The sequence below is a fragment of the Streptomyces sp. NPDC041129 genome (assembly GCF_055592265.1).
The window spans coordinates 1-26,033 of sequence record NZ_JBVIYV010000005.1 but is presented as its reverse complement, the minus strand read 5'-3'; the positions used below and the strand labels follow the sequence as shown (position 1 = coordinate 26,033).

At 71.1% G+C, this 26,033-nt stretch carries 22 protein-coding genes and 1 tRNA gene; 9 read left to right on the top strand and 14 right to left on the bottom strand.

Features of this window, described 5'->3' with window-relative positions; genetic code table 11:
* Positions 1-208: 208 nt before the first annotated feature.
* The 3 genes from ACZ6B1_RS18045 to cydD are packed head-to-tail and all read left to right on the top strand — an operon-like array spanning position 209 to position 6,322.
* Positions 209-1,717 carry a cytochrome ubiquinol oxidase subunit I gene (locus tag ACZ6B1_RS18045; protein WP_468779452.1) on the top strand — a complete coding sequence of 503 codons (1,509 nt, stop codon included), beginning with the start codon at positions 209-211 and terminating at the stop codon, positions 1,715-1,717.
* Positions 1,718-1,732: 15 nt separating this feature from the next.
* Positions 1,733-2,737 carry a cytochrome d ubiquinol oxidase subunit II gene (gene cydB, locus ACZ6B1_RS18040; protein WP_468779450.1) on the top strand — a complete coding sequence of 335 codons (1,005 nt, stop codon included), beginning with the start codon at positions 1,733-1,735 and terminating at the stop codon, positions 2,735-2,737.
* 51 nt (positions 2,738-2,788) lie between these two features.
* Positions 2,789-6,322: a thiol reductant ABC exporter subunit CydD gene (gene cydD, locus ACZ6B1_RS18035; protein ID WP_468779448.1), complete on the top strand. Its 3,534-nt coding sequence runs from the start codon at positions 2,789-2,791 to the stop codon at positions 6,320-6,322.
* 39 nt (positions 6,323-6,361) lie between these two features.
* Here cydD and ACZ6B1_RS18030 read toward each other — a convergent pair whose 3' ends face one another.
* The 6 genes from ACZ6B1_RS18030 to ACZ6B1_RS18005 all read right to left on the bottom strand — a co-directional run bounded on the left by ACZ6B1_RS18030 (position 6,362) and on the right by ACZ6B1_RS18005 (position 12,666).
* Positions 6,362-7,249 carry a Cof-type HAD-IIB family hydrolase gene (locus ACZ6B1_RS18030; RefSeq protein ID WP_468779447.1) on the bottom strand — a complete coding sequence of 296 codons (888 nt, stop codon included), beginning with the start codon at positions 7,247-7,249 and terminating at the stop codon, positions 6,362-6,364.
* Between the two features lie 86 nt (positions 7,250-7,335).
* On the bottom strand, positions 7,336-8,238 hold the full coding sequence (locus ACZ6B1_RS18025; RefSeq protein WP_468779445.1) for an LLM class flavin-dependent oxidoreductase: 903 nt from the start codon (positions 8,236-8,238) through the stop codon (positions 7,336-7,338).
* Between the two features lie 106 nt (positions 8,239-8,344).
* Complete coding sequence (locus ACZ6B1_RS18020; protein WP_468779444.1) at positions 8,345-8,893, bottom strand: RNA 2'-phosphotransferase; 549 nt, start codon at positions 8,891-8,893, stop codon at positions 8,345-8,347.
* Positions 8,894-9,015: 122 nt separating this feature from the next.
* The gene (locus tag ACZ6B1_RS18015) at positions 9,016-9,963 is read right to left on the bottom strand and encodes a MerR family transcriptional regulator (protein WP_468779442.1); all 948 of its coding nucleotides are present in this window, start codon (positions 9,961-9,963) and stop codon (positions 9,016-9,018) included.
* 109 nt (positions 9,964-10,072) lie between these two features.
* Positions 10,073-11,827 (bottom strand): SDR family oxidoreductase, encoded by a 1,755-nt coding sequence (locus tag ACZ6B1_RS18010; protein ID WP_468779440.1) that lies wholly within the window; start codon positions 11,825-11,827, stop codon positions 10,073-10,075.
* Positions 11,824-12,666 carry a M24 family metallopeptidase gene (locus ACZ6B1_RS18005; protein WP_468779437.1) on the bottom strand — a complete coding sequence of 281 codons (843 nt, stop codon included), beginning with the start codon at positions 12,664-12,666 and terminating at the stop codon, positions 11,824-11,826. The genes ACZ6B1_RS18010 and ACZ6B1_RS18005 overlap by 4 nt, the downstream gene beginning before the upstream one ends.
* Before the next feature lie 239 nt (positions 12,667-12,905).
* Between ACZ6B1_RS18005 and ACZ6B1_RS18000 the strand changes: the two genes are divergently transcribed.
* From ACZ6B1_RS18000 to ACZ6B1_RS17975, 6 genes are all read left to right on the top strand, one after another.
* Positions 12,906-13,871: an ABC transporter ATP-binding protein gene (locus ACZ6B1_RS18000; RefSeq protein WP_468780125.1), complete on the top strand. Its 966-nt coding sequence runs from the start codon at positions 12,906-12,908 to the stop codon at positions 13,869-13,871.
* Positions 13,861-14,778, top strand: a complete 918-nt coding sequence (locus tag ACZ6B1_RS17995) for an ABC transporter permease subunit (RefSeq protein WP_468779435.1) — start codon at positions 13,861-13,863, stop codon at positions 14,776-14,778. The genes ACZ6B1_RS18000 and ACZ6B1_RS17995 overlap by 11 nt, the downstream gene beginning before the upstream one ends.
* Positions 14,775-15,686 carry an ABC transporter ATP-binding protein gene (locus ACZ6B1_RS17990; protein WP_468779433.1) on the top strand — a complete coding sequence of 304 codons (912 nt, stop codon included), beginning with the start codon at positions 14,775-14,777 and terminating at the stop codon, positions 15,684-15,686. The genes ACZ6B1_RS17995 and ACZ6B1_RS17990 overlap by 4 nt, the downstream gene beginning before the upstream one ends.
* 10 nt (positions 15,687-15,696) lie before the next feature.
* Positions 15,697-16,416 carry an ABC transporter permease subunit gene (locus ACZ6B1_RS17985; protein ID WP_468779432.1) on the top strand — a complete coding sequence of 240 codons (720 nt, stop codon included), beginning with the start codon at positions 15,697-15,699 and terminating at the stop codon, positions 16,414-16,416.
* 89 nt (positions 16,417-16,505) lie between these two features.
* The gene (locus tag ACZ6B1_RS17980) at positions 16,506-16,748 is read left to right on the top strand and encodes an SGM_3592 family protein (RefSeq protein ID WP_468779431.1); all 243 of its coding nucleotides are present in this window, start codon (positions 16,506-16,508) and stop codon (positions 16,746-16,748) included.
* A 263-nt stretch (positions 16,749-17,011) separates the two neighbouring features.
* Positions 17,012-17,116 (top strand) — tRNA-OTHER (locus tag ACZ6B1_RS17975).
* Positions 17,117-17,140: 24 nt separating this feature from the next.
* Here the strand turns inward: ACZ6B1_RS17975 and ACZ6B1_RS17970 are convergent.
* The 8 genes from ACZ6B1_RS17970 to ACZ6B1_RS17935 form a co-directional block, all read right to left on the bottom strand.
* Entirely contained in the window at positions 17,141-17,944 is an 804-nt protein-coding gene (locus ACZ6B1_RS17970; RefSeq protein WP_468779429.1) for an HAD family hydrolase, read from the bottom strand.
* Entirely contained in the window at positions 17,941-19,218 is a 1,278-nt protein-coding gene (serS, locus tag ACZ6B1_RS17965) for a serine--tRNA ligase (RefSeq protein WP_468779427.1), read from the bottom strand. Before serS ends, ACZ6B1_RS17970 begins: the two co-directional genes overlap by 4 nt.
* Before the next feature lie 552 nt (positions 19,219-19,770).
* Positions 19,771-20,703, bottom strand: coding sequence for a prephenate dehydratase (gene pheA, locus ACZ6B1_RS17960; RefSeq protein WP_468779426.1), 933 nt, complete (start codon positions 20,701-20,703; stop codon positions 19,771-19,773).
* A 102-nt stretch (positions 20,704-20,805) separates the two neighbouring features.
* On the bottom strand, positions 20,806-22,104 hold the full coding sequence (gene efeB / locus ACZ6B1_RS17955) for an iron uptake transporter deferrochelatase/peroxidase subunit (protein WP_468779424.1): 1,299 nt from the start codon (positions 22,102-22,104) through the stop codon (positions 20,806-20,808).
* An 8-nt stretch (positions 22,105-22,112) separates the two neighbouring features.
* Positions 22,113-24,014: a copper resistance CopC/CopD family protein gene (locus ACZ6B1_RS17950; RefSeq protein WP_468779422.1), complete on the bottom strand. Its 1,902-nt coding sequence runs from the start codon at positions 24,012-24,014 to the stop codon at positions 22,113-22,115.
* A 13-nt stretch (positions 24,015-24,027) separates the two neighbouring features.
* Positions 24,028-24,501, bottom strand: coding sequence for a copper chaperone PCu(A)C (locus tag ACZ6B1_RS17945; protein WP_468779420.1), 474 nt, complete (start codon positions 24,499-24,501; stop codon positions 24,028-24,030).
* Positions 24,498-25,151 (bottom strand): SCO family protein, encoded by a 654-nt coding sequence (locus tag ACZ6B1_RS17940; RefSeq protein WP_468779418.1) that lies wholly within the window; start codon positions 25,149-25,151, stop codon positions 24,498-24,500. The genes ACZ6B1_RS17945 and ACZ6B1_RS17940 overlap by 4 nt, the downstream gene beginning before the upstream one ends.
* Before the next feature lie 90 nt (positions 25,152-25,241).
* A complete protein-coding gene (locus tag ACZ6B1_RS17935) occupies positions 25,242-25,979 on the bottom strand; it encodes a YcnI family copper-binding membrane protein (RefSeq protein WP_468779417.1) in 738 nt (245 codons plus the stop codon).
* Positions 25,980-26,033 lie beyond the last annotated feature (54 nt).

Genomic DNA, 26,033 nt, shown 5'->3' with positions numbered 1-26,033 from the left:
GGGCCCCGCCATGTGCGGGGCCCTTCTCGTTGATCCGTTCTGCCCCGGAGCCCCCGAGGGGTACCCCCTTGCGGTTGCCGAATATCAGTGCGTCATAATGGCTTGTGAATGTGAACGCGTTCACAAGCGCGTCCCGATTGCTCCTGTATGGACGTGACAAACGGAGCAAATCGCCGCTGTATCGCGGCGTAGTAAGGAGAGTGACGACGTGGACCTGGCTCTGGCGCCGGAGACACTGGCGCGCTGGCAGTTCGGCATCACCACCGTCTACCACTTCCTGTTCGTCCCCCTGACGATCTCCCTGGCCGCCCTCACGGCCGGACTTCAGACGGCGTGGGTGCGCACGGAGAAGGAGAAGTACCTCAGGGCGACGAAGTTCTGGGGCAAGCTCTTCCTGATCAACATCGCGATGGGTGTGGTCACCGGGATCGTGCAGGAGTTCCAGTTCGGTATGAACTGGTCGGACTACTCGCGCTTCGTCGGTGACATCTTCGGTGCCCCTCTCGCCTTCGAGGCCCTGATCGCCTTCTTCTTCGAGTCCACGTTCATCGGTCTGTGGATCTTCGGCTGGGACAAGCTGCCCAAGAGGATCCACCTGGCCTGCATCTGGACGGTGTCGATCGGCACGATCCTGTCGGCGTACTTCATCCTCGCGGCCAACTCCTGGATGCAGCACCCGGTCGGCTACAAGATCGACAAGGTGCGGGGGCGGGCCGAGCTCACCGACTTCTGGGCCGTGCTGACCCAGAACACCGCGCTCAGCCAGGCCTTCCACACCCTGTCCGCGGCCTTCCTGACCGGTGGCGCGTTCATGGTGGGCATCGCTGCCTACCACCTGGCCCGCAAGAAGCACGTCCGTGAGATGAAGACCTCGCTGCGGCTCGGTCTGATCACCGTGGTCATCGCCGGCCTGCTCACCGCGGTCAGCGGTGACGTGCTCGGCAAGGTCATGTTCAAGCAGCAGCCGATGAAGATGGCGGCCGCCGAAGCACTGTGGGACGGCCAGAAACCGGCGCCGTTCTCGGTCTTCGCCTACGGCGACGTGGAAAAGGGACACAACAGCGTGGCCGTCGAGATCCCGGGCCTGCTGTCGTTCCTCGCCAACGACGACTTCACCTCGTCCGTGCCCGGCATCAACGACGTCAACAAGGCGGAGCAGCAGAAGTTCGGCCCCGGCGACTACCGGCCCAACATCCCGGTCACCTTCTGGGGGTTCCGTTGGATGATCGGTTTCGGCATGGCCTCTTTCGCCATCGGCCTCGCCGGGCTCTGGCTGACCCGCAAGAGGTTCATGCTGCCGCAGCACCTGCGGGTGGGCGACGACGAGGTGCCACACCTGGTCCTGTTCCCGAACAAGGCGCTCGGCCCGAAGCTGACGCCCTGGTTCTGGCGCATCGCGATCTGGACCCTGGCCTTCCCACTGATCGCCAACTCGTGGGGATGGATCTTCACCGAGATGGGCCGGCAGCCGTGGGCCGTCTACGGCGTCCTGCAGACCCGCGACGCGGTCTCCCCCGGCGTCTCCCAGGGCGAGGTCCTCACCTCGATGCTCGTCTTCACCGCGCTGTACGCGATCCTCGCCGTCGTCGAGGTCAAGCTGCTCGCGAAGTACGTCAAGGCCGGCCCGCCCGAGCTGACCGAGGCAGACCTCAACCCGCCCACGAAGATCGGCGGCAACACCCGTGACGCCGACAAGCCGATGGCCTTCTCGTACTAGGCCGAGGGGACAGTCATGGAACTTCACGACGTCTGGTTCGTCCTGATCGCCGTCCTGTGGACCGGCTATTTCTTCCTGGAGGGCTTCGACTTCGGGGTCGGCATCCTCACCAAGCTGCTGGCCCGCGATCGGCCCGAACGCCGGGTGCTCATCAACACCATCGGGCCCGTCTGGGACGGCAACGAGGTGTGGCTGCTCACGGCGGGCGGCGCGACCTTCGCCGCCTTCCCGGAGTGGTACGCCACCCTCTTCTCCGGCTTCTACCTGCCGCTGCTGGTCATCCTGGTCTGCCTGATCGTCCGGGGTGTGGCCTTCGAGTACCGGGCCAAGCGGCCTGAGGAGAACTGGCAGCGCAACTGGGAGACGGCCATCTTCTGGACCTCGCTCGTCCCGGCGTTCCTGTGGGGCGTGGCCTTCGGGAACATCGTGCGGGGCGTGAAGATCGACCGGCACTTCGAGTACGTCGGCGGCCTCCTGGATCTGCTCAACCCCTACGCCCTGCTCGGCGGCCTGGTGACGCTGACGCTGTTCACCTTCCACGGGGCGGTGTTCACCGCACTGAAGACCGTGGGCGACATCCGGGTGCGGGCGCGGAAGCTGGCGCTGAAGGTCGGGCTTGTCACCGCCGTTGTGGCGCTCGTCTTCCTGCTCTGGACGCAGGCCGACAGCGGTGACGGCAAGAGTCTGGTGGCGCTGATCGTGGCGTTCGCCGCACTGGTGGCCGCGCTGGTCGCCAACCAGGCGGGGCGTGAGGGATGGTCGTTCGCGCTGTCCGGCGTGACGATCGTGGCGGCCGTGGCGATGCTCTTCCTGTCGCTCTTCCCGAACGTCATGCCGTCCACGCTCGAAGGAGACTGGAGCCTCACGGTCACCAACGCCTCGTCGAGCCCGTACACCCTGAAGATCATGACCTGGTGCGCGGCCGTCGCCACGCCGCTCGTGCTGCTCTACCAGGGGTGGACCTACTGGGTGTTCCGCAAGCGGATCGGCACGCAGCACATAGCCGACGCCGCGCACTGAGACCCGCCGAGGGTGTGTTTCACGTGAAACACACCCTCCGGACGGAAGGGCATGTTTCACGTGAAACCGATCGATCCGCGCCTGCTGCGATACGCCCGTGCCACCCGTCTCTTCCTGGTGGCGACCGTCGCTCTGGGAGCCGTCGGGGCCGGGCTGCTCATCGCCCAGGCGATGCTCATCGCCGAGGTGGTCACCGGGGCGTTCCAGCACGGTCAGGCGTTCGCCGAACTCCGCACCTCTCTGCTGCTGTTGGCCGCCGTGGCCGTGGGCCGGTCGATCATCGCGTGGCTCACCGAGCTCGCCGCTCACCGGGCCAGCACGGCCGTGAAATCGGAGCTGCGTGGACGTGTGCTGGACCGCGCGGTTCGGCTGGGTCCCGGCTGGCTCGGCGGGCAGCGGACCGGCTCGCTGGTCACCCTGGCCACACGCGGAGTCGATGCCCTCGACGACTACTTCTCCCGCTACCTTCCGCAGTTGGGGCTCGCGGTGATCGTCCCGGTGGCCGTGCTGGCGCGCATCGTCACCGAGGACTGGGTGTCGGCGGCGATCATCGTCGGCACCCTGCCGCTCATCCCTCTCTTCATGATGCTGATCGGCTGGGCCACCCAGTCCCGGATGGACCGTCAGTGGCAACTGCTGTCCCGGCTTTCCGGCCACTTCCTGGACGTGGTCGCGGGGCTGCCCACACTGAAGGTGTTCGGCCGGGCCAAGGCCCAGGCCGAGTCCATCCGGCGAATCACCGGTGAGTACCGCCAGGCCACCATGCAGACCCTGCGGATCGCCTTCCTCTCCTCGTTCGCCCTGGAGCTGCTGGCCACACTCTCGGTCGCGCTGGTCGCCGTGACGATCGGCATGCGCCTCGTCCATGGCGACATGGACCTGTACACCGGGCTCGTCATCCTGGTGCTGGCGCCCGAGGCCTATCTGCCGCTGCGCCAGGTGGGGGCGCAGTACCACGCGGCGGCGGAGGGGCTCGCGGCGGCGGAGGAGATCTTCGCCGTGCTGGAGACACCGGTGCCGGCCGCCGGCACCGCGTCGGTCCGGCCGGGCACCATCGCCTTCGACGCGGTGACGGTCCGCTACCCGCAGCGCTCGGCCGATGCTCTGGCGGGCGTGTCCTTCACCGTCGAGCCCGGTGAGACCGTGGCCCTGGTCGGACCGAGCGGTGCGGGCAAGACGAGCCTGCTGAACGTGCTGCTGGGCTTCGTCCGGCCCACCGAAGGCCGGGTGCGCGTCGGCGGGACGGACCTCGCCGACCTCGACCTCGAGGAGTGGCGCTCGCGGATCGCGTGGGTGCCGCAGCGGCCGCACCTGTACGCCGGGACCATCGCGGAGAACGTACGGCTGGCCAGGCCCGAGGCGGACCACGCCGCTGTGCGCAGCGCACTGCGGGATGCGGGCGCGCTGGAGTTCGTGGACGCGCTGCCCGAGGGCGCCGGGACGGTGCTCGGCGAGGACGGGGCGGGACTGTCCGCCGGCCAGCGCCAGCGGCTCGCGCTGGCCCGTGCCTTCCTCGCCGACCGGCCCGTCCTGCTGCTGGACGAGCCGACGGCCGCGCTGGACGGCGCGACGGAGGCCGAGGTCGTGGCGGCGGTGCGACGGCTGGCGGTCGGCCGCACGGTGCTGCTGGTGGTGCACCGGCCGGCGCTGCTGGAGGTGGCGGACCGGACGGTCAGGCTGGACCTTCCCGCGCCGCCCGCCGTCGGGACGACCACTGCCGAGACGCCCGCCGCCGGTACGGCCACGGACACCGTCGACCTCAGCACGCGTTCGGTCGAGGCGATCGGCTCCGCCGAGGCCGGATCGGAGCCGGAGACCGGGGTCCCGGCTTCGCGCGGGCGGACATCGGCCCGAGTACGAGCCCTGGCGGGTCCCCGGCGCGGCCGGCTGCTGCTCGCGCTGCTGCTCGGAGGCCTGGCGCTCGGCAGTGCGGTCGGGCTGATGGCCACCTCCGGCTGGCTCATCTCACGGGCCTCGCAGCATCCGCCGGTGCTCTACCTGATGGTGGCCGTGACGGCGACGCGGGCGTTCGGGATCGGACGGGCCGTCTTCCGGTACGCCGAGCGACTCGTCTCGCACGACGCCGTTCTGCGGATGCTGGCCGACACCCGGGCCGCCGTGTACCGGCGGCTGGAGCGGCTGGCGCCCGCCGGGCTGCGGACGGCCCGTCGCGGCGATCTGCTCACCCGGCTGGTCGCCGACGTCGACGCGTTCCAGGACTACTGGCTGCGCTGGCTGCTGCCCGCCGGGGTCGCGGCCGCCGTCTCCACCGTCGCCGTCGCCTTCACGGCCTGGCTGCTGCCCGAGGCCGGGGCCGCCCTCGCCGCGGGCCTCCTGGTGGCCGGTGCCGGAGTCCCCCTGGTCACCGCCGCCGCGGCCCGGCGCGCCGAGCGGCGACTGGCGCCCGCCCGCGGTGCGCTCGCGACCCGGGTGACCGACCTGCTCACCGGCACCGCCGAGCTGACCGTCGCCGGCGCCCTGCCGGCCCGTACCGCGGCGGCCCGGCGGGCCGACGGCACCCTCACCCGGATCGCCGCGCGCGGCGCCACCGCCACCGCCCTCGGCGACGGGCTCACCGCACTGGTCTGCGGCCTGACCGTCACCGCGACCGCGGGGCTGGGCGCCCAGGCGGTGGCCACGGGCCGGCTCGGCGGAGTGGCGATGGCCGTGGTGGTGCTCACCCCGCTGGCCGCCTTCGAGGCCGTACTGGGGCTGCCGCTCGCCGTGCGTCATCGCCAGCGGGTGCGCCGCAGCGCGGAGCGGGTGTTCGAGGTGCTCGACGCCCCGGAGCCCGTCACCGAGCCGGAGCGGCCGCGGCAGGCGCCCGTCTCGCCCTTCCCCCTCGTGCTCCGGGACCTGACCGCCCGCCACCCCGGTCAGCGGCACGAGGCGCTGGCCGGGCTGGACCTCACCCTGGAGCGTGGGCGGCGGATCGCCGTGGTCGGTGCGTCCGGCTCCGGCAAGACGACGCTCGCCCAGGTGCTGCTGCGGTTCCTCGACGCCGGGGCGGGCTCGTACACGCTCGCAGGTGTGGACGCGTACGCCCTGGCCGGCGACGAGGTGCGGCGGCTCGTCGGACTGTGCGCCCAGGACGCCCACCTCTTCGACAGCACGGTGCGTGAGAACCTGCTGCTCGCCCGGAAGGACGCCGACGAGGCCGGCCTGCGGGACGCGCTGTCCCGGGCCCGGCTGCTGGACTGGGTGGACGGGCTGCCCGACGGGCTGGACACGCTCGTCGGCGAGCACGGGGCACGGCTGTCCGGCGGGCAGCGTCAGCGTCTCGCCCTGGCCCGCGCACTGCTGGCCGACTTCCCGCTGCTCGTTCTGGACGAGCCCGCCGAGCACCTGGACCTGCCGACGGCGGACGCGCTCACCGAGGATCTGCTGGCCGCCACCGAGGGCCGTACGACACTGCTGATCACCCACCGGCTGGCCGGGCTCGACGCGGTGGACGAGGTGGTCGTGCTCGACGAGGGCCGGGTGGTGCAGCGGGGACCGTACGCGGAGCTGGCCGCCGTGGACGGGCCGCTGCGGGCGATGGCACGGCGGGAGGCGGCCGCGGAGTCGCTGGTGGCGGCGCGCTGAGGGCGCGCCGGGCACCGGTACGGCCGGACCGGACGGGTGTCAGTCCCGTTCGGCGAGCATGCGCTCGATGACGATCGCCACGCCGTCCTCGTTGTTGGCGACCGTACGGCCCGAGGCGGCGGCGAGGACGTCCGGGTGGGCGTTGCCCATCGCGTACGACCGGCCTGCCCAGGTCAGCATCTCGACGTCGTTGGGCATGTCGCCGAACGCGACGACCTCCTCGTGCGAGATGCCGCGCTCGGCGCAGCACAGGGCGAGGGTGCTGGCCTTGGAGACTCCGGGACCGCTGAGTTCCAGCAGCGCGCTGGGGCTGGAGCGGGTGACGTTGGCGCGCTCACCGACCGCCAGCCGGGCCAGAGTGAGGAAGGCGTCCGGGTCGAGGTCGTGGTGGTAGGCGAGGATCTTGAGTACCGGCTGGTCGGCGTCCGGGCCGTCGGCCGCGAGGAGCTCCTCCGCGGGCAGCAGGTTGTCCGGCGTCTCCATGTGCAGCTTGGGATAGGCGGGCTCCTGATGGAAGCCGTACGTCTGCTCGACCGCGAACACCGTGCCGGGTGCCGCGTCGCGCAGCAGCCGTACGGCGTCCAGCGCGTTCCGACGGGCCAGTTCCCGCACCTTCACGAACCGGTGGGTGCCGGGGCCGCCGTGCAGGTCGACCACGGCGGCGCCGTTGCCGCAGATTGCCAGGCCGTGGCCGTGCACGTGCTCACTGACGACGTCCATCCAGCGGGCCGGCCGGCCGGTGACGAAGAAGACCTCGATGCCGGCCTCCTCCGCGGCGGCCAGCGCGGCGACCGTCCTCGGGGAGACCGACTTGTCGTCGCGCAGGAGAGTGCCGTCGAGGTCGGTGGCGATCAGCCGCGGCCGAAAGGCGGCGGCCGGGGTCCCGGGCTGTCTGGTCGCTGAGGTCACCCGGCCATTCTGGCGCATATGCCCGCACGCCCGTGCGGGAGTCCGCACAGATGAGTCCACCGACACACCGCAGTCGGCCGACGGACGACGTCTCCGCCACCGGATCACGAGAGCTGGGCGAGCCCTTCCATGGCGATCCGCTCGAAGACCTTCTCGTCCGCGGCGAAGTCGGAGTCCGGGATCGGCCAGTGGAGCACGATCTCGGTGAAGCCGAGCTCCCGGTGACGGCCCGCGAAGTCCACGAAGGCGTCCAGCGACTCCAGCGGCCTGCCGCGGTCCGGGGTGAAGCCGGTGAGCAGCACCTTGTCCAGCTCGGCCACGTCCCGGCCGGCCTCCGCGCAGGCCTCGGCCAGCTTCGCCGTCTGCCCGCGCAGTGCGGCGACGGACTCCTCCGGAGTGCCGTTCTCGTACAGCTTCGGGTCGCCGGTGGTCACCCACGCCTGTCCGTACCGCGCGGCGAGCCGCAGCCCGCGCTGGCCGGTGGCCGCCACGGCGAAGGGCAGCCGGGGCCGCTGCACACAACCGGGGATGTTGCGCGCCTCCACCGCGGAGTAGAACCGGCCCTCGTGCGTCACGGAGTCCTCGGTGAGCAGCCGGTCGAGCAGCGGCACGAACTCGGCGAACCGGTCGGCACGCTCGCGCGGCGTCCACGGCTCCTGGCCGAGGGCGGTGGCGTCGAAGCCGGTGCCGCCCGCGCCGATACCCAGGGTCACGCGGCCACCGGAGACGTCGTCCAGGGAGATCAGTTCCTTGGCGAGGGTCACCGGGTGCCGGAAGTTCGGGGAGGTGACCAGCGTGCCCAGACGCAGCCGGTCGGTGACGCCCGCGGCGGCGGTCAGGGTCGGCAGCGCACCGAACCACGGGCCGTCGCGGAAGGTGCGCCAGGACAGGTGGTCGTAGGTGTACGCGGTGTGGAAACCGAGCTCCTCGGCCCGTACCCAGGCCGCGCGGCCGCCCTCGCTCCAGCGGCGGTACGGCAGGATCACGGTGCTCAGACGCAGACTCATGCGTCCGAGCGTACGGGGGAGGCTCGGTAATGGCCGAAATCGGCCACTGTGTGTGGCCGCCGCGCTACAGGGCGAGCAGGCCCCTTGCGGGGGCGTCGGCCGGAGGTCAGTGCGCGGCGGGGAAGCGCAGGTAGCGGGGCGGTACCGCCCGGGTGAGCCACACCCCGTTCGCGCTGACGTGGAAGACGTGGCCGTCGCGGTGCATGGCGCCCGCGTCCACGCCGAGGACGACGGGCCTGCCACGGCGGGCGCCGACCCGGGTCGCGGTCTCGCGGTCGGCGGACAGATGGACGTCGTGCCGGTTCATGGGCCGCAGGCCCTCGGCGCGGATCGCGTCCAGGTTGCCGGCGACGGTGCCGTGGTAGAGGTACGGCGGCGGGGGCGCGGGAGGCAGGCCGAGGTCGACCTCGACGCTGTGTCCCTGGCTGGCGCGGATCCTGGTGCCCTCCACGGCGAAGCGCCGCTTGTCGTTGGCGGCCACCACGTGGTCGAGTTCCTCGCGGGTGAAGCGGAATCCGTGCGCGGTGGCCGCGGCGATCAGCGTGTCGATCTCGACCCAGCCGGCCGGGTCCAGCGTGAGGCCGATGCGCTCGGGCTGGTGGCGGAGGTGTTTCGAGAGGTACTTCGACACCTTCACGGTGCGTCTGTCGTCCATCTCTCCAGAGTGCGGGAGAGACGCGGATCACGCAGGTTATTTTTCGCCTTGAGGTTTGGTCCACAAGCAACTCGCGTTATCCACAGGTTATTTGTAAAAGTTGTGGACAACGGGCGGGTGATTCATGGCCTTTCATCAACTGCTGGGTCTGCTTGCCTTGTTGTGATCATGTTGTCCAATGCTCTTGCTCTGAGCTCCCGTTCGGCGGCGAGCGCTATGAAGGCGGACGCCCGCTCCCGGCCAACCAGGGCCTCCACGCCATTGATCACATCCGCGGGCAGTTCGACGGAGCGCTTGCCTTCCGGGGGCTGTGGCGGGTCGTCGGAGCCGAGCCCGGCCCGGAGGTGCCGCACCGCGAACGTACGCATGGCGCGAGCGAGTTCGGCATCCACCGTCTGTCTGGCCAGGGGGCGCAGCCTGCGCACCAGAGAGGCCGCTTCGTCCGCGTCGGCGTCCGTACGGTGGGCCGGGTCGTCCAGGTACCGGGCGAAGACGTGCTCGGTGGTGAACTCCAGGAAACGGGCGGCGATGTGCTCGATGTCGCCGCGCAACTCCCGCAGATGGCCGGCGATCGCGGACAGGGGCACGCCCGCGGAGTGCAACTCGGCTGCCACGTACAGCTCTTGTGGACTGGGTACGAGAAAAGTGTCGGGGTCGTCCACCACCGGTTCGAGTACGCCCAGTTCGAGTGCCTCGGTCACGGCGTCGGCGTCGGGGGCGTCACCGAAGCGGGCGTCGAGTTCCGCGCGGGTGATGCGGGCCGGTTGCTCGTCGGTCCACGGGCCCTCCACCTCCGTGGCCAGTCCCAGGACTCCGCCCAGTCCGCGTCCGGTGTCCCAGGCGTCCAGGAGTTCCCTGATCGAGGCGAGGGTGTAGCCGCGTTCGAGGAGGTGGGCGATCTCACGGAGGCGGGTGAGGTGGAGGTCGGAGTAGAGGTTGGCCCGGCCCTCGCGCCGGGGGCGGGGGAGGAGGTTCTTGTCCTGGTAGGCGCGGATGGTCCTCACCGTGGTGCCGGAATGGTGCGCCAAATCCTCGATGCGGTAGGTCTTCTGGGGTGGTGGGTCGGTCATGTGGATGTCCTTGGCCGGTTGCCGGAGCCGGGGCGTGCCGCCCCTGGCGGCGCGCATGCCCGCGCCTGGGCGGCCGGGCAGTCGCTGTGGCCGACAGGGCGCTCGGGCCTCACAGTTTCGGGTTCACGCGGGCCAGTCTTCGCAGTGCTCCCGGCATGAAGCGGGACAGGAGGTGGGCGCCTCGGGCCTCCGGGGTCACCGGGACCACCGCTCTGTTGCGTGTCACCGCGTCCAGGACGGCGTCCGCGACCTTCTCCGGTGGGTAGTTGCGCAGGCCGTACAGGCGGGCCGAGCGCTGCTGACGGCGGCGTTCCTCCGCCTCGTCGACCCCGGTGAAGCGGGCCGTGGCGGTGATGTTGGTGTTGACCAGCCCGGGACAGACGGCCGTGACTCCGATGTCCTGTCCGGCGAGTTCGGCCCGCAGGCACTCGGAGAGCATCAGTACCGCCGCCTTGGACGTGCTGTAGGCGGGCAGTGCCCGGGACGGCTGATAGGCGGCCGCCGAGGCGATGTTGACGATGTGACCGCCCTGCCCGCGCTCGGCCATGCGCGCGCCGAAGAGCCGGCAACCGTGGATGACTCCCCACAGATTGACGTCCAGGACCTTGCGCCAGTCGTCCGTGGTCGTGGTGAAGAAGGAGCCCGAGAGGCCGATGCCCGCGTTGTTGACCAGGACGTCCAGCACGCCGTACGCGCTGTGCACCCGCTCGGCCAGCTTCTCCATGGCCTGCTCGTCCGAGACGTCCGCCGTCTCCGCCCAGGCCTCGGGGGCGCCGATCAGCCGGGACAGTTCGGCGGTGCGGGCGGCCGCCTCGGCGTCGCGGTCGACGGCCACCACCCGCGCCCCGGCCTCGGCGAAGGCGAACGCCGTGGCCCGGCCTATACCGCTGCCCGCGCCGGTGACGAGCACCAGCTGCCCGCCGAACCGCTCCGCGTGGCGGCCGTTGGCCTTCGACTCCGGCCGGCCGCCCTCGACGCCCTTGACGAACTCCTCGATCCACGCGGCCACCTGGTCGGGCCGGGTGCGCGGGATCCAGTGCTTGGCCGGCAGCGTGCGGCGGGTCAGCCGCGGTACCCACTCGTCCAGGTCGTCGTAGAGCCGCTCCGACAGGAACGCGTCGCCCAGGGGGGTGATCAGCTGCACGGGCGCGTGCGCGAACGCGTCCGGGCGGGGCCTGCGCAGACGGGCGCGGACGTTGTCCCGGTACAGCCAGGCGCCGTGCGCGGCGTCGGTGGGCAGGGACGCGGTCGGGTAGTCACCCGCGGGTACCTTCTCGGCCCGCTCCAGGATCCTGGGCCAGCGCTTGCCGAGCGGGCCCCGCCAGGCCAGTTCCGGCAGGGCGGGGGTGTGCAGCAGGTAGACGTACCAGGACTTGGCGCCCTGGCCGAGGAGCTGGCCCACCCGGCGGGGCGTCGGACGCTTCACGCGCGCGTTGATCCAGTGCCCGAAGTGGTCGAGGGACGGCCCGGACATGGAGGTGAAGGAGGCGATGCGGCCTTCCGTGCGGCCCACCGTGACGAACTCCCAGGACTGCACCGAGCCCCAGTCGTGGCCCACCAGGTGCACGGGCCGGTCCGGGCTCACCGCGTCCACCACGGCCATGAAGTCGTCGGTGAGCTTGGGCAGGGTGAAACCGCCGCGCAGCGGCCGCGGTGCCGTGGAGCGGCCGTGGCCCCGGACGTCGTACAGCACCACGTGGAAGCGGTCGGTGAGGCGTGCGGCCACCTCCGACCAGACCTCCTTGCTGTCCGGATAGCCGTGCACCAGCACCACGGTGGGCGCTTGCGGATCGCCCAGTTCGGCCACGCACAGCTCGACCCCGCCGGTGTGCACCCGGCGCTCACGCGCTCCCTTCAGTGTCACTTCGCCTCCGCCCAGCGCCGCACGTGCGGCAGATCGTCGTCCAGCCAGAAGGCGCTCTCCTCGGGATCCTGGGAGTCGGTGACCACCAGGATCTCCTCGAACTTCGCGCCCGTACCCCGGAACCCGAGGTGGGGTTCGACCGCCCACAGACCCGGCCGCGGCGGGTGGTCGGAGAAGCGGTACGGCGACCACAGGGGCGACCAGCCCTCGCGGTGGCCGTGCAGGGCGTCGGCGGCGAGCCCTTTGAGGGACTGCGTGCCGAACCCGAACAGACGCGGGGAGAAGCGGCGGGCCTTCACCCGGTCCACCTTGTGGGCGATCACCCCGAAGGGATACGCGCGGTGCCGGTTGGCGTAGCCCTGGCGGACCATGAGGCGGTCCACGTCCTGGTAGATCTCGCGCAGCGGGCGCCGCTCGCGCACTTCCCGCAGGATCAGCTCTCGGTGCGCCTCCAGATCCGCCATCAGCCGGTCCTGCACCGGGTTGACGCCGAGCGAGCCCGAGTAGCCGATGTCCGCGGTGCATCCCTCGAACACCGGCGCCATGTCCAGGATGAACGGCATCCCGGGCTCCAGCCGGCGGTCGGTCGGGAAGAACTGCAGCGGCAGGCGGAAGCCCACGAACGCCGTGCGGTCGCCGAACCAGGCGAAGGGAAGGTGGAACCAGTCCCGTACCCCGCGCTCCCGCAGCCACTCGCGTTGCATCCGGGCCGCCTCGCGCTCGGTGACGCCGGGCTCCAGACGTGCCGCGACCGCCTCCGCGCACTCGTAGGCGAGGCGCTGCACCCGCCTGAACCCCCGCAGCTCCGCGGAGAGTTCGCTGCTCACTGCCGTCGTCATGCCGCCCCGTCCGTCGACTGCGGTACGCGTCCGTAACTTGACACTGGTGAATGTGACAGTTGTTAGAGGCGGCGTCAATAGGGTGGATCAAGGGCTGTGGACAACGGCCGGTGAGCGGCTGCCGGGTAGGTCCGGGGCAGGGGATCGCTCAGGGTCCCGTCCTACTCGAGTCTGACGTGAAGACGGCTCTGAGGTCTGACGACCGGCGTGGCCGGCGTCACTACCTTCGAACCGTGACTGTGATCGCGACCGAAAGCCTGAGCAAGCGGTTCCCCCGGGTGACCGCGCTCGACCGGCTGTCCATGGACATCGGACCCGGTGTGACCGGACTCGTCGGAGCCAACGGCGCCGGCAAGTCCACCCTGATCAAGATCCTGCTGGGTCTGTCCCCCGCAACGGAAGGGCGCGCCGCGGTGCTCGGCCTCGACGTGGCGACCGAGGGCGCCGCCATCCGCGAGCGCGTGGGCTACATGCCGGAGCACGACTGCCTGCCGCCCGACGTCTCGGCCACCGAGTTCGTCGTGCACATGGCGCGGATGTCCGGCCTGCCGCCCACCGCCGCGCGCGAGCGCACCGCGGACACCCTGCGCCACGTCGGCCTGTACGAGGAGCGCTACCGCCCCATCGGCGGCTACTCCACCGGCATGAAGCAGCGGGTGAAGCTGGCCCAGGCCCTGGTGCACGACCCGCGGCTGGTCTTCCTGGACGAGCCGACGAACGGCCTGGACCCGGTCGGCCGGGACGAGATGCTCGGCCTGATCCGCCGCATCCACACCGACTTCGGCATCTCGGTCCTGGTCACCTCGCACCTGCTGGGCGAGCTGGAACGCACCTGCGACCACGTCGTCGTCGTCGACGGCGGCAGGCTGCTGCGCTCCAGCTCCACCACCGACTTCACCCAGACCACGACCACCCTCGCGATCGAGGTCACCGACAGCGACAGCCACCCGGACGGCACCCGCGCGGTCCGCGAGGCGCTCCGCGCGCGCGGGGTGGACACCCACGACGAGGGCGGCGGTCTGCCGGGCGCCGGACACATCCTGCTGCTGACCGCCCCCGGCGAGGAGACGTACGACCTGGTGCGCGACGTCGTCGCCGACCTCGGTCTCGGTCTGGTGCGCATGGAGCAGCGCCGGCACCACATCTCCGAGGTGTTCACCAGCAGCGACGAGCAGCGGAAGGAGGCCGTCGGCCATGGCGGTTGAGCAGCCCGCGCCGGTGACCGCCGGCGGCGACCAGTCCCGCATCCACGACATCGGCTACCGCGGCTACGACGGCCCTCGCCTGGGCCGCGGCTACGCACGCCGCTCGCTGTACTCGCAGTCCCTGCGCGGCGCCTACGGCCTCGGCCGCTCGGTGAAGTCCAAGGTGCTGCCGATGCTGCTGTTCGTGGTGATGTGCGTGCCCGCGGCCATCATGGTGGCCGTCGCGGTGGCCACCAAGGCGCACGAACTGCCGCTCGCCCACGCCTACACCCGCTGGGCGATCGTCATGCAGGCGGTGATCAGCCTGTACGTCGCCTCGCAGGCGCCCCAGTCCGTCTCCCGCGATCTGCGCTTCAAGACCGTGCCGCTGTACTTCTCGCGGCCCATCGAGACCGCCGACTACGTGCGGGCGAAGTTCGCCGCGCTCGCCTCGGCCCTGTTCGTCCTCACCGGCGCTCCCCTGCTCGTGATGTACGCGGGCGCGCTGCTGGCGAAGATGGGCTTCGCGCACCAGACCGAGGAATTCGCCCAGGGGCTGGTCTCCGTGGCCCTGCTCTCGCTGCTGTTCGCCGGGATCGGCCTGGTCATCGCCGCCGTCACCCCGCGCCGCGGCTTCGGCATCGCCGCCGTGATCGCCGTGCTGACCATCTCCTACGGAGCCGTCTCCACGCTCCAGGCCATCGCCGACGTGCAGGGCAGCACCGAGGCCGTGCCGTGGATCGGCCTGTTCTCGCCGGTCACCCTGGTCGACGGCGTCCAGTCCGCGTTCCTCGGCGGCAGCTCCGGCTTCCCCGGCGGCACCGGCCCGTCCAGCGGCGAGGGCGCGGTGTACGTCCTGGTCGTGCTCGGCCTGATCGCCGCGTGCTACGCCCTCCTGATCCGCCGCTACAAGAAGGTGGGGCTGTGACGACCCTCAGCATCGACCACGTCTCCCGCTGGTTCGGCAACGTGGTCGCCGTCAACGACATCACCATGACCATCGGCCCAGGCGTCACCGGCCTGCTCGGCCCGAACGGCGCCGGAAAGTCCACCCTCATCAACATGATGGGCGGCTTTCTCGCCCCCTCCACCGGCTCGGTCACCCTCGACGGGCAGCCGGTGTGGCGCAACGAGGCCATCTACAAGCACATCGGCATCGTCCCCGAGCGGGAGGCGATGTACGACTTCCTCACCGGCCGCGAGTTCGTCGTCGCCAACGCCGAGCTGCACGGACTCGGCGCGAAGGCCGCCCAGCGGGCGCTCGCCACGGTCGAGATGGAGTACGCGCAGGACCGGAAGATCTCCACGTACTCCAAGGGCATGCGCCAGCGGGTGAAGATGGCCTCCGCGCTGGTCCACGAACCCTCCCTGCTGCTGCTCGACGAGCCGTTCAACGGCATGGACCCGCGCCAGCGCATGCAGCTCATGGATCTGCTGCGGCGGATGGGCGACGAGGGCCGCACGGTGCTGTTCTCCTCACACATCCTCGAGGAGGTCGAGCAGCTCGCCCGGCACATCGAGGTGGTCGTCGCAGGACGGCACGCCGCCAGCGGCGACTTCCGCAGGATCCGCCGCCTGATGACCGACCGGCCGCACCGCTACCTGGTGCGCTCCAGCGACGACCGCGCCCTCGCGGCCGCGCTGATCGCCGACCCGTCGACGTCCGGCATCGAGGTCGACGTCACCGAGGGCGCGCTGCGCGTCCAGGCCGTCGACTTCGGCCGCTTCACCGCGCTGCTGCCGAAGGTCGCCCGGGACCATGGCATCCGGCTGCTCACGGTCTCGCCGTCCGACGAGTCCCTCGAGTCCGTCTTCTCGTACCTGGTCGCGGCGTAGGAGGCCCATGATGTACGACCCCACCGTCGCCCGGCTCACCTACCGGGCCCTGCTCGGCCGCCGCCGGGCCCTCATCCTCGGCGCGCTGCCGCTGCTGCTGCTCGTGATCTCCGTGGCCGTACGCGCCCTCACCGGCGCCGACGACCAGACGGCCGCCGACGTCCTGGGCGGCTTCGCGCTGGCCACCATGGTGCCGATCATCGGAGTCATCGCGGGCACGGGCGCCATCGGGCCGGAGATCGACGACGGCTCCGTGGTGTACCTGCTGTCCAAGCCGCTGAAGCGGCCGACGATCATCCTGACCAAGCTGATCGTCGCCATCGCGGTGACCATGGTGTTCTCCGCCGTGCCGACCATGCTCGCGGGACTGATCCTGAACGGCAACGGCCAGCAGATCGCCGTCGCCTACACGGTGGCCGCGCTGGTCTCCTCCATCGCCTACTCGGCGCTGTTCCTGCTGCTGGGCACGGTGTCCCGGCACGCCGTGGTCCTCGGGCTCGTCTACGCGCTCGTCTGGGAGGCACTGTTCGGCTCCCTGGTGCCGGGAGCGCGGACGCTCAGCGTCCAGCAGTGGTCGCTCGCCGTCGCCCAGAAGCTCGCCGGCGGTGACCTGGTGACCTCCGACGTCGGCCTGACGACGGCCACGGTGCTGCTCGTCGCCGTCACCGTCCTGGCCACCTGGTACGCCGGCCAGAAGCTGCGCGCACTGAAGCTGGCGGGCGAGGAGTAGGCCCGTGAGGGCCCCGGTCGTCCTTGACGGGGCCTTCACCTCCGCCCGGGCACACTGGACGGAGCGGATGTACGGCTGGGAGGCCGCGGATGGCTGAGCGGACACCGGAGCACGGCGGAGCCGGGCGGGCCGAGGGCGACGACTGGGACGAGACCGTCCTGGACGAGGCGTTCGTACGGGCCGCGGAGACCTCCGAGCCGTCCGCGCGGGCCCGAATGCTCGCCGCCCGCTGGCGCGCCGAGTCGCCGGAGCCGCAGCCCTGGCGGTCGGACGAGCCGCCCGCGGGGTGGTTCTTCGGCAAGGCGCGCCGGCGCAGATGGCGGCGCCGGTAGGACGGACGCGGTCCCGGATAATTCGGTGGCGCCCAATTCCGGTGCGGGGCACAGTGGTTGTGCCCCACCCGCCGGGACGGACCCGGCGTCATGGACCGGGAGAGGAGCCGGGCGATGTCCATGCACGACAGTACGCCCAGCTCCCGTCAGGGCAGCCCGAGGCGGGCTCCGGAGTGATCGCCACTTCTCCGTAGAGCTCATGGGAACTGCCCGGGGCGGCCGCTTCGAGCACGCGATGTCGCTCGCGCGTGGGCCGCCCACCCGGAGGATTGGCCGAGTGGCAAGGCACTGACTTGCGCTGTGTTCGGTCAGAAGCAAGTCAAGGTCGGGTGTGAAAGCCCGCGCACGTTCGATTCGTGCATCCTCCGCGAGACGTTGTCACCGCGAGACGCTCACGGCAGCAACCGCTCCAGGACTGCCGCGATGCCGTCCTCCTCGTTGGAGGTGGTGACCTCGTCCGCCACCGCCCTGAGTTCCTCGTGGGCGTTGGCCATGGCTACGCCGTGGGCGGCCCAGCCGAACATCGGGATGTCGTTGGGCATGTCGCCGAAGGCGATCGTGTCGGCGGCCTTCAGGCCCAGCCGGCGGGCGGCCAGGGAGAGGCCCGTGGCCTTGGACAGGCCGAGCGGCAGCAGCTCCACGATGCCCGCGCCCGCCATGGCCACCGTGACGAAACCGCCGGCCACGCGACGGGCCACGTCCGCCAGTTCGTCGTCGCCGAGCGTCGGGTGCTGTATGTAGACCTTGTTCAGCGGGGCGGACCACAGGTCGGCCGCGTCCGTGAACGGGGTGGCGGGGAGGTTGCCCGTGACCGCGTAGCCCGGTCCCACCAGCACCTCGCCCTCCAGGCCGTCCCGGCTCGCCGCCAGGTACAGCGGGCCCACCTCCGCCTCGAGCTTCGCCAGGGCCACGCCCGCGAGCTGCCGGTCCAGGGTGACGGAGGTCAGCAGGCGGTGCGCGCCGGCGTCGTACACCTGGGCGCCCTGGCCGCAGACGGCGAGGCCGTCGTAGCCGAGGTCGTCCAGGATGTGGCGGGTCCAGGGGACCGCGCGGCCGGTGACGACGATGTGGGCCGCGCCCGCCGCGGTGGCCGCGGCGAGCGCGTCACGGGTGCGCCGCGAGATCGACTCGTCGGAGCGCAGGAGCGTCCCGTCGAGGTCGGTCGCGATCAATCGGAACGGGAATCCGGCGCTCACTTGGCGACCGGCTCCAGGACCTCCCGGCCGCCCAGGTACGGGCGCAGCACCTCGGGAACCCGGACGGAGCCGTCCGCCAGCTGGTGGTTCTCCAGGATCGCCACGATCGTGCGCGGCACGGCGCACAGGGTGCCGTTGAGGGTGGCCAGCGGGCGGACCTGCTTGCCGTCGCGCATGCGGATCGACAGGCGGCGGGACTGGAACTCGGTGCAGTCCGAGGTCGACGTCAGCTCGCGGTACTTGCCCTGGGTCGGGATCCACGCCTCGCAGTCGTACTTACGGGAGGCCGAGGCGCCGAGGTCGGCGGAGGCGACGTCGATGACGCGGAAGGGCAGCTCCAGCGAGGTCAGCCACTGCTTCTCCCACTCCAGCAGGCGCTTGTGCTCCTGCTGGGAGTCCTCGGGAGTCACGTAGGAGAACATCTCGACCTTGTCGAACTGGTGCACACGGAAGATGCCCCGGGTGTCCTTGCCGTGCGAGCCGGCCTCGCGGCGGAAGCAGGGCGAGAAGCCGGCGTACCGCAGCGGCAGCTTGTCGGCGTCGATGATCTCGTCCATGTGGTAGGCCGCGAGCGGGACCTCGGAGGTGCCGACCAGGTACAGGTCGTCCTTGTCGAGGTGGTAGACGTCCTGGGCCGCCTGACCGAGGAAGCCGGTGCCCGCCATGGATTGCGGGCGCACCAGCGCCGGGGTCAGCATCGGGGTGAAGCCGGCCGCGGTGGCCTGGGCGAGGGCCGCGTTCACCAGGGCCAGCTCCAGCAGGGCGCCGACACCGGTGAGAAAGTAGAAGCGGGAGCCGGAGACCTTGGCGCCGCGCTCGACGTCGATCGCGCCGAGCACCTGACCGAGCTCCAGGTGGTCCTTGGGCTCGAAGCCCTCGGCGCCGAAGTCGCGGATGGTGCCGTGCGTCTCCAGCGTGACGAAGTCCTCCTCGCCGCCGACGGGCACGTCGGGGTGGACGAGGTTGCCGAGCCGCTGCAGCAGCTGCTGGGTCTCGCTGTCGGCGGCGTCGCGCTCGGCGTCGGCGGCCTTGACGTCGGCCTTGAGCTGCTCGGCGCGGGCCAGCAGCTCGGCCTTCTCCTCCGGGGTTGCCTTGGGGATCAGCTTGCCGAGCGACTTCTGCTCGGCGCGCAGCTCGTCGAAGCGGACGCCGGAGGACCTGCGCCGTTCGTCGGCAGACAGGAGGGAGTCGACGAGCGCGACGTCCTCTCCACGGGCGCGCTGGGACGCGCGCACACGGTCGGGGTCCTCACGGAGCAGGCGAAGGTCAATCACGCGAGCAAGGCTACCGGTGCGAGCTCGCAGGTCACGACTCACTATTGCGACTCGCGCCTTACGTGCCGTTTCAGGGCAATTGCGCAGAGTGGTGGAGGGTGTCAAGAAAAGGTGTCTCAATCCCTGGAACGAGGCAGGCGGCGCATTCCCGGTTGACCGGATTTCCTTGCGGAGGGCGGGACTTGGAGAGGTCGTTGTCCACAGCGATACAGGCCGCCGGGGGAGTTATCCACAGGCTGTGCGGAAAGTCTGTGGATTCCGGAATTGATCACTCCGGAAGTTTCGGCCGGACGAAGGAATTCTCGCCTCAAGCAGGGGTGACACCTACTTTCGAGTGGAAAGGGGTCGCCCCAAAAGATGAACCAAAGGAAACGGGTGGACGAAGGGTGACGTGCGGGACGGTGGCCGCAAGGGGGACTTCCAGGGCGATTTGTCGACGGGACCGCTCGCCCTTGTCGACTTGTCCCCAGGTCGAGAAGCGGACCTGTGGATAACTTCTGTGGATAACGAAGATATGCAGGTAGGACTGACCGGGAGCAGTCTACGACCGCCTCAGAACCGGCCGTCCTGGCAGCGCGCCACCCAGTCGGCGGCCGCCACGAACTCCTTGTCCGAAGTGCCGGGCGTGGTGGCCCGGGCCTCGCCGGGGAGGATGTCGGCGCGCGGATAGGAGCCCAGGAACCGCACCTGGAGGCAGATCCGCTTCAGCCCCATCAGCGCCTCGGCCATCCGCCGGTCGGAGATGTGCCCCTCGGCGTCGATGCAGAAGCAGTAGTTGCCGATGCCGGCGCCGGTCGGCCGGGACTGCAGCAGCATGAGGTTGATGCCCCGGGTGGCGAATTCGCCCAGCAGGTCGCGCAGGGCGCCGGGGTGGTCGTCCCGCTGCCACAGCACCACCGAGGTCTTGTCGGCGCCGGTCGGTGCCGCGGGCCGGGCCGGGCGGCCGACGAGCACGAAGCGGGTCTGCGCGTTCTCCGCGTCGTGGATTCCGGTCTCCAGGGCCTCCAGGCCGTACCGGGCGGCGGCGAACTCGCCGGCGAAGGCGGCGTCGTACTGGCCCTCCTGGACCAGCCGCGCGGCGTCCGCGTTGGAGGCGGCCGACTCCCAGTGGACGTCCGGCAGGTTCGCCTTGAGCCAGTTGCGCACCTGCGGCTGGGCCGCCGGATGGGCGGAGACCGTCTTGATGTCCGCCAGCCGGGTGCCCGGCCGGACCAGCAGTGCGAAGGTGATCGACAGCAGCACCTCGCGGTAGATCGTCAGCGGCTCGCCCGCGACCAGCTCGTCCAGGGTGGTGGTGATGCCGCCCTCGACGGAGTTCTCGATCGGCACGAACGCGGCCTCGGCCTCGCCGGCCCGCACCGCGTCCAGCGCGGACTGCACCGACACGTAGGGCATCAGCTCCCGGGTGGCCGCCTCCGGAAGCGTGCGCAGGGCGACTTCGGTGAAGGTGCCTTCGGGACCGAGATACGCATAGCTCGCTGGCATGTCCTCACCCTAATGGGCGCCGGGGCGAGGGGTTCCCGTGTCTCATCGACGCCACTCGACCGGGTGGTTTGAAAGCCCGGGCGGGTGGTTCTCGACCCGGAATCACCCCTCCAGGAGCCTCTGTCCCACGTACTCTCCCTCGGCCGCGCCGCCGGGCACCGCGTACAGGCCGCTGGCCTCGTGCCGGATGAACTTCGACAGGGCGTCGCCCCGGTCGAGCTTGCGCTGCACCGGTACGAAGCCGCGCAGCGGGTCCGCCTGCCAGCAGACGAAGAGCAGCCCGGCGTCCGGCGTGCCGTCCTGGTCGATGCCGTCGTGGTAGGAGAACGGGCGCCGCAGCATGGCGGCGCCACCGTTGCGGTCGGGCCGGGTGATCCGGGCGTGGGCGTTGATGGGGACGGCCAACTCGCCCTTGGCGTCGGTCCGGTCCAGGTCCATCGGTGTCGTCTCGTCGCCCCCGGACAGCGGCGCCCCGGTGTCCTTGCGGCGCCCGATGACCGCTTCCTGGGCCGCGAGCGACAGCGTCTCCCAGTCGTCGAGGAGCATGCGGATACGGCGGACGACGGCGTAGGAGCCGTTCGCCATCCACGCGGGCTCCGCCGAGGCGGGTACGAAGATCCGCCGGTCGAAGTCGGCGTCGGCGGGCTTGGGATTGCGGGTGCCGTCGATCTGGCCCATGAGGTTGCGGGCCGTCATGGGGTGGGCGGTGGTGCCGGGGCTGCGGTTGAAGCCGTTCATCTGCCAGCGCACGCGGGCCGCGTGGCCGGCGTCCTTCTGGATCGCGCGCAGGGCGTGGAAGGCGACGAGGGCGTCGTCGGCGCCGATCTGCACCCACAGGTGGCCGTCGCTGCGCGCCTTGTCGAGCCGGTCGGAGGAGAAGTCGGGCAACGGGTCCAGGGCGGCCGGCCGCTGCTTCTCCAGGCCGGTCCGCCCGAAGAAGCCGTGGCCGAAGCCGAAGGTGATCGTCAGTGAGGACGGTCCCGCGTCCAGGGCGACACCGGTGTCGCCCTGGGGTGCCGTCTCACCCGCCATCAGCCGCTCGGCCGTCGCCGACCAGCGGCGCAGCAGGGCCGCCGCCTCCTTGCGGCCCGCCCCCGCCGCGAGGTCGAAGGCGACGAGGTGGCCGCGGGCCTGGAGTCCCTCGGTGATGCCGGGCTGATGTTTCCCGTGAAACATCGCCCGGCCGGTGCCCACCGAGGTCAGCGGAGTGGCCTGGGCGGGAGCGGAGGCGTATCCCACGGCCCCACCGGCCGCGCCGAGCGCCAGCCCGGTGGCACCGGCGGTCCCGAGCAGAGCGCGCCGGGAGACACCACGGCGGCCCTCGGCGGTGTCGCCGTGGGCGCTCGGTTCGCGGGCCGGGGAGCCGGGCGTGCGGGTCTCGGGAAGGGACTGGTCGGGCATGGTGTGGTTCAGCCGATCTGCGCGTTCTTGGAGACGGTCACCTGGTCGATGTCGGAGGTCCGCACGGTCACGGCGACCTTCCAGCCGCCCGCCATGGGGATCTGCACTCCGCTCGCCGCCCAGTGGCCGGTGGTGATGTGGTCCGGGGTCACGGGGAGCGGCCCGATCTTCCTCGCCGCGAGGGTGAGGGCGACCTTCACCTCGGGGACGTCGAAGGCGCGCCCGTTGGGCCGCTGGACGTAGACGTGCATCTCATTGCCGCCCACGCGCGCGGGGTCGAAGTCGATCCGGACCAGGCCCTTGCCGTCGGTGCCGCCGGTGTCGAAGGGCATGTCCAGGGTCAGCGCGCCGGACGAGGACGACGAGGAACTGGAGGAGGACGAGGAGGCCGCCTTGGCGTCCAGCTCCGTGCGGCCCGGCTCGGTCTGGGTCAGCCAGGTGGTGACGGCGAGCAGCACGACGGCGACACCGGCCTCGGCGAGCACCGAGCGGCGCAGTCCGAAGCGGTTCGGGTCGGCGTCCCGCTGCCGCTTCTGCCGGGCGGCGTCCACCGCAGCCCGCTGGCGGGCGAGCTGGGCGGCGCGCTCGCCGTCACCGGGGGTGGCCTCCGAGCCGGTGGAGGCCGGCGCCGGCACGGGCTCCTTCTCGGTCCGCTCGGTCCGTCCGGCTTCGGTGACCTGGTCCCCGAGCCGTCCCGTCCAGCGCCGGGAGATCCAGGCGATGCCGACCAGCAGTGCCACCAGCGCGATCTTGACCAGCAGCAGTTGCCCGTACCGGGTCTCGGTGAACGCCGACCAGGCGCCGAGCTGCCGCCAGGACTGGTAGGTGCCGGTGGCGACGAGGGTGAGGACGGAGGCGAAGGCGAGGCGGGAGAAGCGGTGGACGGCGGCGGACTCGACCGGGGTGTCCGCGGGCGCCCGGTACAGGGCGACCAGCAGGGCGGTGAGGCCGCCCAGCCAGGCGGCGACGGCCAGCAGGTGAGCCACGTCGACGGGCATGGCGATGCCCGGCTGGAGTCCGGTGGAGGCGTGCTCGGCCATGGCCCAGCTCGCCGCGAGCCCGGCGGCGACGACCACGCCGCCGACGGTCAGCCCGAAGGTCAGGTCGCGCTTCTCCTCGGCTTCCTCCCGCCGGTTGTAGGCGCCGAAGAGGACGGCGATGAACAGCGCGGCGGCGGCGAGCAGCAGCAGCCGCGAGACCAGCGCCGCGCCGGTCTTGGTCTGCAGCACCTGTCCGAGCAGGTTCAGGTCGAAGACGTCGCCGAACTTCCCCGAGGAGGTGTAGGAGCCGCGCAGCAGGAGCAGCCAGAGGGTGGACGCGGTGAGCGTCAGCCAGCCGCCGACCACCAGCCGCTGCAGGGCCCGTACGCCCGAGCCGCGCTGCCAGCAGGCGAGCACGAAGGCGGCGCCGCCCGCCAGCACGATGAAGCCGGCGTAGGAGACGTACCGCCCGACGGAGTAGAGCCGGCCGACGGCCGTGTCGCCCGCTGTCGTGCCGACGCCGGAGACGACGGTCTGCGAGGGCGCCCCGATGGAGAAGGTGTAGGCACCGGCGACGGGGTGGCTGTCGGCCGAGACGACCTGGTAGCCGACCGTGTAGGTGCCCTTGGCGAGGCCGCCCTTGAGCTTCACGGCGTACGTGGTCCCGCTCACGTTGACCGGGGAGCCGACCTGGACCTTTCTGCCCTTGGGGTCGAGGACCTGCAGTGAGTCGTCGTTCATGGCCACCTTCTCGGAGAAGGTGAGCGACACCTGGGTGGGTGCCTTGTCGACCACCACCCCCTGCGCGGGGTCGCTGCCGGTCAGCGCGGCGTGCGCGGCGGCCGGACCGGCGCCCGCGAGCAGCGCGCCGGTGACGGCGATGAGCAGCAGCACCAGGGTGCGCAGGCGGGGGGTGATGGTCCGCGTCAAGATGGTCCCTCCCTCAGTGTCCGGTCGACGGGTTGTACGTGGCGGACTTCACCGGCATCTCGACGGTGAGGGGCCCGGACTCGGCGAACGTGAGCTTCAGGGTCACGTGCTGGCCCTGCTTCGGCGTGCGCTTCAGCTCCTCGAACATCAGATGGTTGCCGCCGCTTCTGAAGACCAGCCGGCCGTGGGCGGGTATCGCGAAGGAGGTCTTCTCCCGCATGGCTCCGCCGACGGTGCTGTGCATGGTGACCCGGCCGGCGACCTCGCTGCTGACGGAGGTCAGCGCGTCCTTCGCGCCACCGCGGTTGGCGATCGTCAGGAATCCGGCGGCCATGTCGGGGGAGACCGGCTGGGGCATGTACACCGAACTCACGGACAACTCGGCCTTGGAGGCGCCCGAGCCGGAGCCCGGTTCCGAACCGGAGCCGCAGCCCGTGAGGGCCAGGGAACCGGCGAGGGCGGCCGCGGGCAGGACCGCACGCCTCACGGCTTGGCTCCCTCGACGAGCTTGGGCAGGTCCTTGGTGTAGTCGTCGACGGTGGTGTCCTCGCCGTAGAGGACGTAGCCGCCGTCGGTCTTCGGTGAGAAGGCGATGACCTGGGTGCCGTGCACCGAGACGACCTTGCCGTTCTTGTCCTTCGTCGTCGGCTCGATGGAGATGCCCAGCGAGCGGGCGCCGGCCTGGATGGTGGCGAAGTCACCGGTCAGGCCGGTGAACCGGGGGTCGATGCCCTTGAGCCACTTGCCCAGCTCGGCGGGGGTGTCGCGGTCGGGGTCGGTGGTGACGAAGACGACCCTGAGGTCGTCCTGCTCGGCCTTGGGCAGTGCCTTCTTGGCGACGGCGATGTTGCTCATCGTCGTCGGGCAGATGTCGGGGCAGTGCGTGTAGCCGAAGTAGACCAGGGTCGGGTGGCCCTTGGTCTCGGCGCGCAGGTCGTACTTCTTGCCGTGCGTGTCGGTCAGGACCAGGTCCGGCTTCTCGAACGGCCGGTCCAGGACGGTCGCGGCCTTGCCGGAGCCGGACTCCTCGGAGACCACGGAGACGGGTGATGTGGTGTCGTCACCGCTGCCGCAGGCGGAGAGGGTCAGGGAGGCGGCGGCGAGCAGCGCGGCCGCGGCGAACGTCTTCTTGCGCATAGAAAAATGTCCCAGATGTGATAACTCCGGCGCGCACCGGGGGTCGTACGAAAGGGTCGCACGACCCCCGGTGCGCGCGCGGAACGGTGATCAGGCGGTGCGGCGGCGGCCCGCGAGGACGCCGTAGGCCACGCCCGCGGCACCGATGACGATGCCGACCACGCCGAGCACGCGCGCGGTGGTGTCGCTGCCGCTCTTCTCGTCATCGTCGGCGGCGGCGGTTTGCCCGGTCTTGCCGTCGGTCTTGTCGGCGGCCTCGTCGGCGGCGGCCGAGGTGCCGTGGTGGTCGTCGGTGGCGGCGGACAGCTCCAGCACCGGGGCGGGGTTCTCCGGCTCCTCCTGGCCCTCCTGCGGCACCTCGATCCAGCGCACGACCTCCTTGTCGGAGTACGTCTGGACCGCCTTGAACACGAGCTGGTCGGTGTCCTCGGGCAGGGCGCCGACGGAGAGCGGGAACTTCTGGAAGTAGCCGGGCTCGACGCCCTTGCCGTCGGCGGTCCAGGTGACCTTGGTGACGGCCTCGTCGATCTTCTCCCCGTGCATGGTCAGCGGCTTGTCCAGCTTGGACTTGGTGACCTTCACGCTCCAGCCGGGCAGCGGCTGGGGCATGACCGAGGCCAGCGGGTGGTCGGCGGGGAAGTTCACCTCGAGCTTGGTGGTCGAGGTGTCGTCGCGCTCGTTGGGGACCTTGAAGTCGATGACCGCGTAGCCGCCCTTGGCCGCGGTTCCTTCGGGCTGCACGCTGACGTGCGCGAAGGCGGTGCCGGACAGGGCGAGGACGGCCGACCCCGCGACGGCGGTGGCGGCGGCGATACGAGAAGCCTTCATGGCAGGGAGCACTCCACTTCGGGTGAGTTCCGGTGGTGATCGGGAGTACGCGTG